The sequence below is a fragment of the Neobacillus terrae genome (genome assembly GCF_011393025.1).
In the GTDB taxonomy this organism is placed as follows: Bacteria; Bacillota; Bacilli; order Bacillales; family Cytobacillaceae; genus Neobacillus_A; species Neobacillus_A terrae.
In genome coordinates this window covers 368,952-382,027 of record NZ_JAAOEO010000002.1, presented here as the reverse complement: position 1 = coordinate 382,027, position 13,076 = coordinate 368,952, and the positions used below count along the sequence as shown (strand labels likewise).

General features: G+C 41.3%; 13 protein-coding genes. 2 read left to right on the top strand and 11 right to left on the bottom strand.

Features of this window, described 5'->3' with window-relative positions; all coding sequences use genetic code 11:
* Positions 1 to 10: 10 nt before the first annotated feature.
* The 3 genes from G8761_RS04360 to G8761_RS04350 form a co-directional block, all read right to left on the bottom strand.
* Positions 11 to 244, bottom strand: a complete 234-nt coding sequence (locus G8761_RS04360) for a YlzJ-like family protein (protein WP_166024023.1) — start codon at positions 242 to 244, stop codon at positions 11 to 13.
* Positions 241 to 960, bottom strand: coding sequence for a ClpP family protease (locus tag G8761_RS04355; RefSeq protein ID WP_166024204.1), 720 nt, complete (start codon positions 958 to 960; stop codon positions 241 to 243). Before G8761_RS04355 ends, G8761_RS04360 begins: the two co-directional genes overlap by 4 nt.
* 305 nt (positions 961 to 1,265) lie before the next feature.
* Positions 1,266 to 2,948 (bottom strand): ribonuclease J, encoded by a 1,683-nt coding sequence (locus G8761_RS04350; protein ID WP_166024021.1) that lies wholly within the window; start codon positions 2,946 to 2,948, stop codon positions 1,266 to 1,268.
* A 393-nt stretch (positions 2,949 to 3,341) separates the two neighbouring features.
* Here G8761_RS04350 and G8761_RS26985 point away from each other — a divergent pair, with 393 nt between their 5' ends.
* Positions 3,342 to 3,974: an MFS transporter gene (locus G8761_RS26985; RefSeq protein WP_243449884.1), complete on the top strand. Its 633-nt coding sequence runs from the start codon at positions 3,342 to 3,344 to the stop codon at positions 3,972 to 3,974.
* A 401-nt stretch (positions 3,975 to 4,375) separates the two neighbouring features.
* Positions 4,376 to 4,567: a hypothetical protein gene (locus G8761_RS26980; protein WP_243449883.1), complete on the top strand. Its 192-nt coding sequence runs from the start codon at positions 4,376 to 4,378 to the stop codon at positions 4,565 to 4,567.
* 253 nt (positions 4,568 to 4,820) lie between these two features.
* Here the strand turns inward: G8761_RS26980 and dapA are convergent, their stop codons facing one another.
* The 8 genes from dapA to G8761_RS04305 form a co-directional block, all read right to left on the bottom strand.
* Positions 4,821 to 5,690, bottom strand: coding sequence for a 4-hydroxy-tetrahydrodipicolinate synthase (gene dapA / locus G8761_RS04340; protein ID WP_166024019.1), 870 nt, complete (start codon positions 5,688 to 5,690; stop codon positions 4,821 to 4,823).
* A gap of 90 nt (positions 5,691 to 5,780) precedes the next feature.
* Positions 5,781 to 7,025: an aspartate kinase gene (dapG, locus tag G8761_RS04335; protein WP_166024017.1), complete on the bottom strand. Its 1,245-nt coding sequence runs from the start codon at positions 7,023 to 7,025 to the stop codon at positions 5,781 to 5,783.
* Between the two features lie 39 nt (positions 7,026 to 7,064).
* On the bottom strand, positions 7,065 to 8,111 hold the full coding sequence (gene asd / locus G8761_RS04330; RefSeq protein ID WP_166024015.1) for an aspartate-semialdehyde dehydrogenase: 1,047 nt from the start codon (positions 8,109 to 8,111) through the stop codon (positions 7,065 to 7,067).
* Positions 8,112 to 8,314: 203 nt separating this feature from the next.
* Complete coding sequence (gene dpaB / locus G8761_RS04325) at positions 8,315 to 8,914, bottom strand: dipicolinate synthase subunit B (protein ID WP_166024013.1); 600 nt, start codon at positions 8,912 to 8,914, stop codon at positions 8,315 to 8,317.
* Complete coding sequence (gene dpaA / locus G8761_RS04320; RefSeq protein ID WP_166024011.1) at positions 8,911 to 9,813, bottom strand: dipicolinic acid synthetase subunit A; 903 nt, start codon at positions 9,811 to 9,813, stop codon at positions 8,911 to 8,913. Before dpaA ends, dpaB begins: the two co-directional genes overlap by 4 nt.
* Positions 9,814 to 9,975: 162 nt before the next feature.
* Positions 9,976 to 10,227, bottom strand: coding sequence for a YlmC/YmxH family sporulation protein (locus G8761_RS04315; RefSeq protein ID WP_166024009.1), 252 nt, complete (start codon positions 10,225 to 10,227; stop codon positions 9,976 to 9,978).
* Positions 10,228 to 10,691: 464 nt separating this feature from the next.
* Positions 10,692 to 11,930 carry a M16 family metallopeptidase gene (locus G8761_RS04310; RefSeq protein ID WP_166024007.1) on the bottom strand — a complete coding sequence of 413 codons (1,239 nt, stop codon included), beginning with the start codon at positions 11,928 to 11,930 and terminating at the stop codon, positions 10,692 to 10,694.
* Positions 11,931 to 12,007: 77 nt separating this feature from the next.
* Complete coding sequence (locus G8761_RS04305) at positions 12,008 to 12,970, bottom strand: polysaccharide deacetylase family protein (RefSeq protein ID WP_166024005.1); 963 nt, start codon at positions 12,968 to 12,970, stop codon at positions 12,008 to 12,010.
* Positions 12,971 to 13,076 lie beyond the last annotated feature (106 nt).

The following is a 13,076-nucleotide window of genomic DNA, read 5'->3' as shown; positions in this document are numbered from 1 at the left end:
AATGTCGCCTTTATGAGGACAAACCTTCCAGAAATGAAAAAGAAATTTTGGTTCCCGGACAGCATCTTTCATCCAGAAAATCCTGTGGATTTGTGCTTAAAACCCGCACAACCCTGGCATATTGAAAATCTTCCGCTTCCACCATGAGAGGGATTCCTTGAAATGTTACCTGCTTTACTTTTCCGTAAACAGTGCTTTCTTCAGGGAAAACCTGTTCAAGCGGCATAACTGTATATAGAATCATTGAACCAGCCCCTCAGCACTTTGCGATTTATGAAGATCAATCAGTTCATTAAGTTTCTTCATTGCTAAACCCAGCCCGCCGACTTCATCAATCAGGCCTGAATTTACTGCATCTGTTCCAATTACATTCGTACCGATATCTCTTGTTAGGTTTCCTTTTGCAAACATTAAATCCTTGAACGTTTCTTCTGTTATATTTGAATGCTTCGTTACAAAATTTACGACGCGCTCCTGCATCTTATCAAGATATTCAAATGTCTGTGGAACTCCTATTACCAATCCTGTAAGACGAATTGGGTGAATCGTCATCGTGGCTGTTTCTACTATAAAAGAGTAATTGCAAGATACTGCAATCGGCACTCCAATCGAATGGCCTCCTCCTAAAACAATGGAAACGGTAGGCTTCGAAAGCGAAGCAAGCATTTCTGAAATAGCAAGACCAGCCTCCACATCACCGCCAACTGTATTTAGAACAACAAGCAGACCTTCGATATTTGGGTTTTGCTCGATAGCGACCAGTTGTGGAAGCAAATGCTCATATTTAGTCGTCTTATTTTGCGGCGGCAGTGCAAGATGACCTTCAATCTGGCCAATTATTGTAAGGCAATGGATCTTAGAATCACTGGAAAGCTGCGGAACATTTGTCTGACCAAGCTGCTGGATTTTTTCTATAAGAGCTGAAGCAGGCCTTTCTTCCTTTTGTGGCTCCTGCTCCATGTCATTTTGTGTATAGTCATTATTCATCCTAAGTTCTCCCTTCAGACATAATATATGGTTAGTATTATCCTTTAGGGTAAATTCATTCCTGTAGAATTAGAAACAACTGGCACAAAATATTATGATGAATTACTTATTAGAAATTTGGCGACTCTTCTTGAAGCGGGTTGTTCTCTCTGCAGCCATTATTGAACACTTTTAGTCCCCTTTTTATAAGCAGAATGTGCTCAAGCCTTTCTACCAACACCATACTGACTCTAAAAAAAACGGCAAAGCATTTCTGCCCGCCGTTTTCCTCGATATCCTTATGCTTTTTTCTCTGCTACTTCCATGATGATCGGCATAATCATTGGTCTTCTTTTTGTTTTTTCAAACAAGAACCTGTTCAGCTCATCTCTCATTTCCTGTTTTAAACTGGACCAGTCAAAAGACTCTTTTGCAACATTCTTTTCTACTACGTCTCTTACCAGCTTTACGGAATCATCCATTAACTTCTCAGATTCGCGGACATACACAAATCCACGGGAGATGATTTCGGGCCCTGCAACTATATTTTTCTCTTTTTTTGAAAGAGTGACAACTACAATTAAAATACCATCCTGGGATAAAAGGCGTCTGTCGCGGAGAACTATATTGCCTACGTCCCCTACTCCAATGCCATCAATCAGAACATTTCCAGATAGCACCTTGCCTCCTGGCATCATTTTACCATCCTTAATTTCAATAACTTCCCCTTTTTCGGCAATATAGATATTCTCAGACGGAATTCCACATGCCTGTGCTACTTTCATATGAGCCTTCAGCATTCTATACTCACCATGTACGGGAATAAAGAATTTGGGATTCATTAAATTAATCATGAATTTTAATTCTTCCTGGCTGCCATGGCTCGAGGCGTGAATGGTTCTTCTTCCGGAAATCACGTTTGCACCCGCGCGGAAAAGCATATCAACGGTTTTAAACAAAAATACTTCGCTGCCCTTTAACGGAGAAGCAGCTATTATAACAGTATCTCCATTTTGAATATTTACTTGTTTATGAGTTTGCTTGGCCATTTTTTGCAGAGCTTCAATCGGTTCACCCTGGCTGCCTGTTGTAAGAACAACAATTTCCCTTTCCGGATAGTTGGAGATGTCCGCAATTGGGATAATGAGATCTTCAGCTACATTCAAATAGCCTAAATCAAGGGCGATATGGTAAATGCGCTCAAGACTTTTCCCTACTACAGCTACTTTTCGGCCGCTTTCAAGCGCGGAATCAAAGACATGCTGAATACGATTTACGTCAGATGCGAAACAAGCTGCAATAATTCTTCCTGGTGCATTGAAAAATGCTTTGCTCATTTCCTGTGCAACATTTGCTTCAGAAACTGTGTAACCGGGTTTTTCTGCATCTGTGCTGTCTGAAAGAAGGCATAGTACACCCTTTTCTCCTATACCAGCCATTTTTCCGATTTCCGCTTTATACAATTTGGTAGCTGCCTGGTCAAACTTAAAATCCCCTGTCTGCACTATCGCTCCCTCAGACGTATGGAAACATATTCCCACAGAATCAGGAATGCTGTGATTGGTTCTAAAAAAGCTTACACTAACGGACTCCATTTCAATAACCGAACTTGAATCCACTTCAATAAACTCCGGGTTCCCCCTAAAGTCCTGTTCCTTCATTTTTGCCTTGGCAAGAGCCAGTGTTAAGCGAGTTCCGTATACAGGAACATCCATTTTGCGGAGTACATAGGTTAAGGCTCCGATATGGTCTTCATGGCCATGGGTAAGGAAAATTGCTTTTACTCTTTCCTTATTATCAGTAAGGTAGGAAATGTCAGGAATTACGACATCAATGCCTAGCATTTCATCCTCGGGGAACATTAAGCCGGCATCAACGACAAAAATATCCTTGTCCACTTCTACCACGTACATATTCTTGCCTATTTCTCCTACTCCTCCAAGCGCTATAAGCTTGATGGTATTATTCTTTCTCTTTCTCAAGTTATGCTTCCTCCTACTTTGATGTTGTGCCGATCGAAATCAGTTACAACCATTATACTTGAAATTTGAAAGGCTTTACAACCAATTACCGTATACCTTTCATTTTTTGATTTTTAACTTTATCAGAAATTTCATAAAAGAGGGCAAATTCCGCATTGCGAAACAAGTGCCCTAACCTTACAATAATATTTAACTGTTAAATTTTATTGGTTTTTATTTAGGCTCTTTTTAAACTTTGTTGTGTAATTAAAGCAAAAATAGACTCGCTTTCCGCGGGCAATCAGTCAAGCATCCTGTCTCGTGCCTGGATGTAGGGTCTTAAAAGCCCGTTTTTCTACTGGAGTGTCGCAGAGTTCCTTTTAACAGTCAACTTATAAAAAAAAGATGTACAGTATGAACAGAAAAATCTACTTATATGTAAAAGCTTTCTCCGATCTGGGATCCTTTATGGATATGATCGCATTAAATGCGGTTGTTTACGCCGCTACAGACAGCTCGGGCTGGCTTGCTGCCTCTATGGCACTGCGCACCTTCGGAGGTGTCATTTCCAGCATTTTGTCCGGCCTGGTGGCAGACAGGTTTGATAGAAGAAAAATTATGATTATAACAGACTGGTTAAGGGGTGCTATTATTCTCCTTGTCATTCCTTTTCCTAATCCAGTGATGATAACAGCTGTTTCTTTATTCATTGGGTTAAGCGGAAGCTTTTTTGCCGTCAGCTTCAGTGCTGAAACTCCTCAAATTTTTGGAGAAGATAAAGTACTCGAGACGAACTCTCTTATCTCACGGCTGACCTCCATAAGTATGGTTGCAGGATTTATCTCCTCCGGCATCATTACCAGCTTTTTGGGATTCAAAGCCACCCTTCTTATTGATGCTATTACTTACATCGTTTCCGCCTGTGTATTAATGAAGATGAAATGGGATCAAGAGGAGACTCAGATGAAGCCATTGGCAAATGGAGTAAAAGATAAAATTAGGCCATTGGTCTCGATCTTAAAGAGGTTTATTCTTATATTAAATTAGCTCCCTATCTTCTCATGATAAATATTGTATTTTTGGTGGGAGCCTTCGCGGGAAGTTCACACAATATCGGGATTCCCTTGCTGGCGGAAAAAACGGATCCAGTCCGGCTGAGTCTCTACTACGGGTTTATTTGGGGATTTTGGGGAGTAGGTTCTGCTATCCACCATAATTCTGCCAAAGCTTAAGTGGCTGACGGGCATCGGCTTTATGTAGTAGGCTTTGTCTCTGCTTCTCTAATGTCTGCCGGTTTTATCACCTTTCTGTCATCCGTTAATCCCCTGGTAGTCTTTCCCTTTGCTTTTTTTACTGGGATTTTTGATGCGGCATTTACCACGCTTTATTCCACAATTCTTCAAAAAGCAGATAATTCGATTCGCGGAAGAATTTTTGGAGTATGAAATTTGTTGAAATCCCTGGGATTTGCACTTGGATTCCTGGTTGCACCTCTTCTGTTAAAAAAACTGCCGCTGCCTGAAATGGTTGCGAGCATGCATGGCCTGCTTATAACAACTGTAATTGCCATGCTCGTTATAGCTAATAGTTTTCGAATCAAGGCTAATAACACAGCCATCGGAAATAAATCGCAAATATAAAGATACCCGGCGAATAACAGACTTTACGTTGTCCGCATCTGCATTCGTTAAAATTTAGCTTGGAAAAACTTGGAATACACCAAGTCCTTTGGCGAATGCCCTAATTTTGCTTATCACGCTCAAAACGGCACATCCTGTGCCTTTCGCCTGACTAGGACCTCCTGTCCGTCGTGCGTTCAGAATTTATGGATCTAAATTCTAATTAGCTAAAGAAAGGCCAGCAGGGATTTTTCCTGCTGGCTTTGTATATTATTTACAAATTTAAAAGTGAGGCCAATGTAGCTCTTTCCTGTTCGGTTAGCGGCACCATAGGCAGGCGGACTGAACCAACATCCAATCCCTTTAACTGCAGTGCAGTTTTGACTGGAGATGGGTTTGGTGCTGCAAAGAGCCCTTGCATAATTGGGAGCAGCTTCTGATGGAGGAGAGCTGCCTTTTCATTTTCCTTGTTTAAAAAGGCTTGAACCATTTCCTGCATTTCTTTTCCTATTACATGGGATGCAACCGAAACGATTCCTGCTCCGCCAATAGCAAGTACTGGAAGAGTGATTCCGTCATCACCGCTGTAAAGATAGAAATCATCAGAAGTAATGGCAATAATCCGTGTCATTGCATTTAGATCGCCGCTTGCTTCCTTAACGGCCACAATATTTGGAATCTCCGCAAGGCGGATAATTGTATCAGGTAGAATATTTACAACTGAACGGCCTGGTATATTGTAAACCATTACTGGCAGGGTTGTTGCCTCAGCCACAGCTTTAAAGTGCTGATAGAGCCCTTCCTGATTTGGCTTATTATAATATGGAGCAACCACCATAATGGCATCAACGCCCAATTGCTCTGCCTTTTTGGTCAGTTCAATTGAGGCGTAAGTATTATTGCTTCCAGTTCCCGCAATGACTGGAACCCTTTTATCAACCGCTTTAACAACATGGTCAAATAAAGCCAGTTTTTCTTCTTTTGATAGGGTTGGTGATTCTCCAGTTGTTCCAGCAACAACGAGTGATTCTGTTCCATTTTCAATTAAATAGTTAATAAGTTGGGTTGTTTTTGCAAAGTCAATATGTCCTTTTTTATCAAAAGGGGTAATCATTGCGGTAGATACTCGTCCGAAAATCGCCATTTATTCTGCTCCCTCCACCTGGCCGGGCTGATTGGACAAATTACTGTTCACCAGCCCGGAGGATATCCTTTTTATTATTACTTGTTCTGATTACAAATCTTTCTTCTCGTACTCCAGATGTTCTTTATCCAATTCAAAGGCATCATGGAGGGCATTTACTGACTTAACCAGATCCTCTTGTTTAACCAGAACCCAAATAGTAGTATGGCTGTCAGCCGATTGCAAAATCCGCACTCCCTGTTCAGAAAGAGCAACGACAATTTTCGATGCAACTCCTGGCATTCCAGCCATCCCTGCTCCCACGACTGATACCTTCGCACAATTACGTTCCAAGGCTGGGTCATGGCCAAGGCTTTCCAATACCTCAATTGCTTTATTGGTCATTTCCTCAGAAACCGTGTAAACCACTCCATTCGGAGAAATATTGATAAAGTCTACACTGATTCTTTCATTTGCCATAGCCTTGAAGACTTCTGCCTGAAGATCATACTGCCCTTTTTTAGCTGTAACTTTAATTTGAGTCACATTGGACACATGTGCAATCCCTGTTACAGGCCTTTCTTTTATGTCACTGCCCCTGTTTTCCTTATTAAGAGTAGTTACGAGAGTTCCAGGACTATCCGAATACGTTGAGCGAATCCGAATGGGAACCTTCGCCTGCATCGCAATCTCTACCGCACGGGGGTGTATAACCTTTGCCCCCTGATAAGCCATGTTGCAAACCTCTGTATAAGTTACAACAGATAATGGCCTGGCGTTTTCAGCGATACGTGGATCTGCTGTCATAATTCCTTCGACATCGGTAAAAATATCAATCCATTCCGCATTTAAGGCAGCACCAAGGGCTGCAGCCGATGTATCACTTCCGCCGCGTCCAATCGTTGTAACATCACCATTTTTGGCTGCTCCCTGAAAACCGGCTACTACTACTACATCTGAAGTCTCCAGTTCCCGCAATAGGCGGTCGCATTTCATCTCCATTATTTTCGCATTGGAATGGTCTGCATTAGTCCGGAACCCTGCCTGAGCGCCAGTTAAGGCTGTAGCATTGATTCCATGTTCAAGGAGCATATTGGAAAAGACTACACTCGAAATAACTTCCCCGCAGGAAAGAAGTAAATCATGTTCCCGTTTGCTAATCTTGCTGAGGTTCCCGCCAATTAAGGAAAGCAAGGTGTCTGTTGCGTACGGATCTCCTTTTCTGCCCATGGCAGATACAACCACAACCGCTTTGTATCCGTCAGATAATGCCTGCTTTATATGCCTTAGGGCATGCATCCGGCTTTTTTCATCTTTTACTGACGTTCCGCCAAATTTCTGAACAATAAGTTTCATTATTACACCTCAAACCTGCCTTTGTGTTGTCTATCTCTTTTAAATAATATCTAGTTTCATTAAACTTTCAGCAATCTGTACTGAATTCCAGGCTGCACCTTTTAAAAGGTTATCGGAAACAACCCACATATGGAATCCGCGAGATTCATCCAGGTCTTTTCTGATACGGCCAACAAACACATCGTTTGAACCAACACAGTTTGCAGGCATTGGATATACTTGGTTAGCCGGATCGTCCTGCAGTACTACTCCTGGGGCATCTTTAAGAAGTGCCTTAATTTCCTCGGCACTAACGCCATCCTGTTCTACTTCAAAATAAACGGATTCAGAATGGCCTGTCTCTACCGGAAGCCTTACACATGTCGCAGAAACCTGCAGCTCCGGCATGTGCATAATTTTTTTCGTTTCATTGATCATTTTCATTTCTTCAAATGTAAAGCCATTTTCTTCAAATTTATCGATTTGAGGAATAGCATTATATGCGATTTGGTAATGCTTTTCACCGCTTTTTACAGGCAGGATGTTTGCTTCTGGCTTTTCACCATTTGCAATAGCTTTTGTCTGGGCTCTTAATTCCTCGATCGCTACTGCTCCCGCTCCGGAAACAGCTTGATAAGTTGAAACAATGATCTTCTTCAAGCCATATTTTTTCCTCACTGGCTCAAGAGCAACTACCATTTGGATGGTAGAACAATTTGGATTAGCAATAATATTATTATGTTTGTGCAAATCCTCTTCATTTACTTCTGGTACCACTAGAGGAATGTTTTCTGCCATTCTGAATGCGCTTGTATTGTCTACAACAATTGCTCCCCGTTTTGCAGCTTCAGGTGCAAGTTCTTTTGACACGCTGCCGCCTGCACTGAACAAAGCTATGTCTACGCCTTCAAAGCTTTCAGGCTTTGCTTCCTGTATCGTATATTCTTTGCCATTGATTACTTTAGTAGTTCCAGCTGATCTGGCAGAAGATAATAATGTTAATTTTTCAATCGGAAAGTTCCGGTTCATCAATGTTTGAATCATTTGCTGTCCAACCGCGCCAGTTGCACCAACAACGGCAACATGGTATCCGTTTTGCTTTTTCATTCCAAAAACCCCTTCCACTCTCTCTGCAGTTTCAAAAATCTCTTGGTTATTTCTTCGGGAATATCGACAGGATGCTTTAAGCTCCTGAAAAATAAAAATTAACACTCGCTTCCTAACTGGGTTGTTGTTTGTTAAAAAGCATTAATTTATTTTACCATATTCCCTCCGAAAGGATAACCTTTTAACTTACGAGAGAATGAATCTTAATCCTGATCTTTATACCTTTCTACCAGCACTGGCTGCAGTTGTTTTCCATTTATTGCTTCCTCAATAGTTTCCGATAGCATTGTCATTCTGGCAACCATTGAATTAGGCTTTTTAACAGGATCATCCTGGCCAAAAGGAATAAAATAAATGTTTTTCGTTGCCATTAATTTCATTAAGTTCATACCATTTAAGCCCAGCGCATCATTGGTAGAGATACCGACCACTACAGGCTTCTGGTTTCTTAATGTAGCTTTTGCAGCCATTAAAACCGGGGAATCTGTCATGGCATTCGCGAACTTACTCATTGTATTTCCAGTCATAGGAGCAATGACCATACAGTCCAAAGGAATTCTGGGTCCAAGGGGCTCCGCCTTAACAATGGAGTCGATTACCTTATGTCCTGTAAGCTCCTCAATCCTTGTTATCCAATCTTCACCTTTACCAAATCTGGTATCTGTACTTTGAACGGTAAAAGTTACTACCGGAAGGACCTCTGCCCCTGCATTTACCAATTTCTCTATTTCCGGAAATACCGCATCATACGTACAATGTGAACCAGTCAATCCAAAACCGATACGTTTACCCTTTAAGCTCATTGAGCGTTCCCCTTTCTATTATCCAGCTTATCATGCAGCAATTGAGACAGAACATTTGCCAAAATCTGTCCAGCTGTTTTCGGCGCAACAATTCCCGGAAGCCCCGGGGCGAGTAATGCTTTGATTCCACGCTTTTCGGCATAGCGGAAATCCGTTCCCCCTGGTTTTGATGCCAGATCGATGATGAGAGTATGCACAGGCAGCTTGGATAAAACCGAGGCGCTTACGATTAAATACGGGATGGTATTAATTAAAATATCTGTATCTCTAACCTCTTTTTCTATTTCGCTTAAATGGAACGGTTCCACGCCCATTTCTGTAATTCTTGCAATATGTTCGCTCTTTCTGGCTCCAACCTTTACCTTTGCTCCGAGTGCGTGAAAGGTTCTGGCAACACTCATCCCAACCCTTCCAAGACCCAAAACGGCAACATTCGAACCGTGAATTGTAAAGTCTGTATGCTGTATGGCCATCATGATAGTTCCTTCTACGGTAGGAATCGAATTATAAATGGCAACATCATCCCGTTCAAAGAGCTGAACGAGTTCTCTTTTTGTCTTACTGATAATCCCATTTAGATAACTATTGGTAATACCAGAATAGACCGTACAATGTGCAGGTGTTTTTTGTAAGATTTCTTCTGTAAAATACACCTTTTCATTGGAAAAGATGGTTTCAACCTGCCCTTCAAGATTTGTACCTGGAACGGGGAGTAGGATGGCATCCATATTAGAAAAATCAACTTCATCTATTTTTTCCTTCACAGCACCAGTAAAGGCATGGTCTAGCTGCTCAAAGCCAACCAGTGATATCTTGGCATCCAGCTCGGTTAGCTTCCGGATAATTTCCAGCTGTCTTGCATCTCCGCCGATAACGGCAATCTGCATACCTGTCAGCATGAAAACATTCACCTTCTTTTCAAAAGATCCTTAATTACATTCTTTTATTACTTCAACATCTTATGAACGTAAGGGCATTTCGGTGAGTATATAAACCCTATCTAAAAAAAAAGCCCCGGCATCTGACTCATGCCTGGGTTAATAAACTCTTTATTAAAAAAACTATTCCTCTTGTCCTTGGCCAGCTACATCAATGATAATCATATCCGATCCAATTTTCTTGATATGGCTCCAGGGGACTCTGATTTCATCCCCTTGCTTTCTAAGGCCAAACCACTTTAGTGAAGGAATAAGGAGAGCTTGTATTTGACCGGTTCCTTCATTAATTTCCAAATCTGTCTGCCCAAGGATACCCAAACGCTCAGCCTTTTTCACATCTACAATTTCTTTGCCGCTCAATTCACTCAAACGCAATATAGGCAGCCCCCTCCATGTTGTTTAGTACTAGTTTATCGGTGTTTTTTTAAAAATAGACTTATTAAATGAAGGAGACTTATTTTTTACATATGATCTTTTTGTAACATGTAAAAATCAGCTGTTGATATTTTCAAAAATCCGCTCCCTTTCCGCGGACGAACCACCGAGCCTCCTCGCTCGTTGCTCACTGTGGGGTCTCGGCTGGCTCGTTTTTCCGCAGGACATTGAATTAGCATCCTGGAAAAACACCGCACGAAGGAAATGCGAATGCATTTTCGAGGAGTGTCGCGGATTTTGCCACTTTAAAATTTAGTAAACTTGATTGCCTTTCTATAGCATCTATATAGTGCACAAAAACTCGTAATAGGATAAAATGCAAGAAAATCGCCCCGCCTTCGTTAACATGCAAAAACTACAAAAAAACAGCCCATAAAAGGACTGTTTTAGGATTGGAAATTAGGTTATCTTAATTTTTGAGGCATTTCACCCTCAGGTCCAATAACAGAAACAGAGTAATGATCTGTAAAAATAGTATTAGCTAAATCATTTACACTAATTTCAGTAACCTCATCAATTTGCTCCGTAATCTCATCAAGTGAACGGTGACGTTTTAAAAGAAGCTCATTTTTACCATTTCGGCTCATTCGGCTGTTTGTGCTTTCAAGGCTTAGCATCAAACTTCCCTTTAGCTGTTCCTTACTGTTATTAAGCTCCTTGGACGTGATGCCATCCTTCTTAAGCTTATCCAGTGTCTCCTGAACGGTTTCAAACAGGGTATCAAGCTGCTTAGCTCCTGTACCTCCATAAACGGTAACAATACCGCTGTCCTGATAGGCAGAATGATAGGAGAAAACTGAATAAGCAAGACCTTTTTGTTCACGGACATCCTGGAATAAACGGCTGCTCATGCTTCCGCCCAAAATATTGTTAAGTGTAATCAAACTGTAAATATCTTTATGGCCGACCTGCAAACCTTCAAAGCCAATACAAAGGTGTGCCTGCTCTGTTTCCTTTTTCCTTGCAATGCGATTGGCATGGAATTCAGGTTTTGTTTCTCCTCTTTCCCCTTTTCCGCCTTCATAGGAACCAAAGTACTTTTCTACTTCATTAATGAAGGTTTCGGAAACATTTCCTGCAATGGAAATAACAACATCGTCCGGTGTGTATCTCTCATGAATATACTGCTGCAGTTTTTCACCAGTGAAGGTTTCTAGTGTCTCTTCGGTTCCCAGAATAGGATATCCAAGCGGATGGCTGCCATACACAGCCTTGCCCAATAAATCGTGAACAAGATCGTCCGGAGTATCCTCATACATTTTGATTTCTTCAAATACTACATTTTTCTCTTTTTTTAATTCCTCATCTACAAAGGTAGAATTAAAGAACATATCAGATAGGACATCTAGTGCGAATTGAGCATGAGTGTCCAGCACCTTTGCGTAATAGCAGGTATATTCCTTTGACGTAAAGGCATTTACCTGGCCGCCTATGCTGTCAAATGATTCGGCAATTTCCCTTGCAGATTTGGTTTTGGTACCTTTAAAGAACATATGCTCCAGGAAATGAGAAATCCCGTTATTTTCAGGTGACTCGTTTCTGGACCCAGTTCCAATCCATACCCCGATCGCAACGGATCTGACAGTCGGGATATTTTCAAGTACAATTCTTACTCCATTTTGGCATGTATATTTCTTGATCAAAAGAAGTCCTCCTGTTCATAGGCAATTTGTCCGCCTTCGCAGCAAATCAATTTATAATTATTTTCTCCAACTTTTTGCTAATTCTTCGGATTATTTTCGATAATCCTCTCTTCATTCATTAAATCAGAGATAGTGCCAATTGTTAAATTTTTTCTCTCTAGATCACTGATAAGGCGATCAAGGGCCCTGGCAGTTGAAGCGGTAGGGTGCATGAGGACAATGGATCCATTGCCGGCTTTTCCTACCACACGTTCGATAATGGTATCAGGAGAAGGCTTTTGCCAATCAATTGTATCAACAGTCCACATGATGGTTTTCATTTTTAAATCATTGGCAATTTTAATAGTCTCGTCCCGATAGCTGCCACTCGGGGGGGCGAACCATTTTACTTTCACTTCAGTTGTAGCTTCTATTACCTCATTTGTGGTAAGAAGCTCCTGTCTCGTTTTTTCAGCAGACATATGTTTTAAATCAGGGTGTGAATAGGAGTGGTTTCCAACCTCATGTCCTGCTTCAACAATCATTTTGGCAAGCTCTGGGTTTTTCTTTACCCAATTTCCCTCCAGAAAGAAACTTGTATGGATATTATGCTTTTTAAGTGTAGCAAGCATATCAGGAAGAAACTCATTTCCCCACGCAACATTTATCGCAAAACTGACCATTGGTTTGTCCGGGTTCCCTTTATATATCGGTGCAGGCGGCAAATCGTTAAGATGTATTCCGGGTCTTATTTGTTCATATACCAGTTTATTTTCTTCAAACCGTCCATTTTTTTTCATGGCTCTATAGGACGAAGGCACATCCACTTTTATGCCATTATAGCCTGGGATCATCTTCCAAACACGGTCAATTTTTGCATCAGAAGGGTTTATCGTATATTTGGGAGCGTTTTTAACAATTACCTGGTACAAGGGGTCTCCATGTTTCACAGCAGGAAGTACCTCCGCTTTTATAACACCCTTATAAAAATTGGTTATTTGGCTGCCAGCAACCAGCCAGACTGCTGTTAATAGTATAGCTATCTTTATTGCTTTCCTCATTTAGACATCCCCCTTCCTTAAACATTATGAAGAAGAGGGACAAGGTAGAACGTTTTATGTAAGGTTTATTACATGGAAAAAGTCAGGGTTGCCCCTGACTTCCATA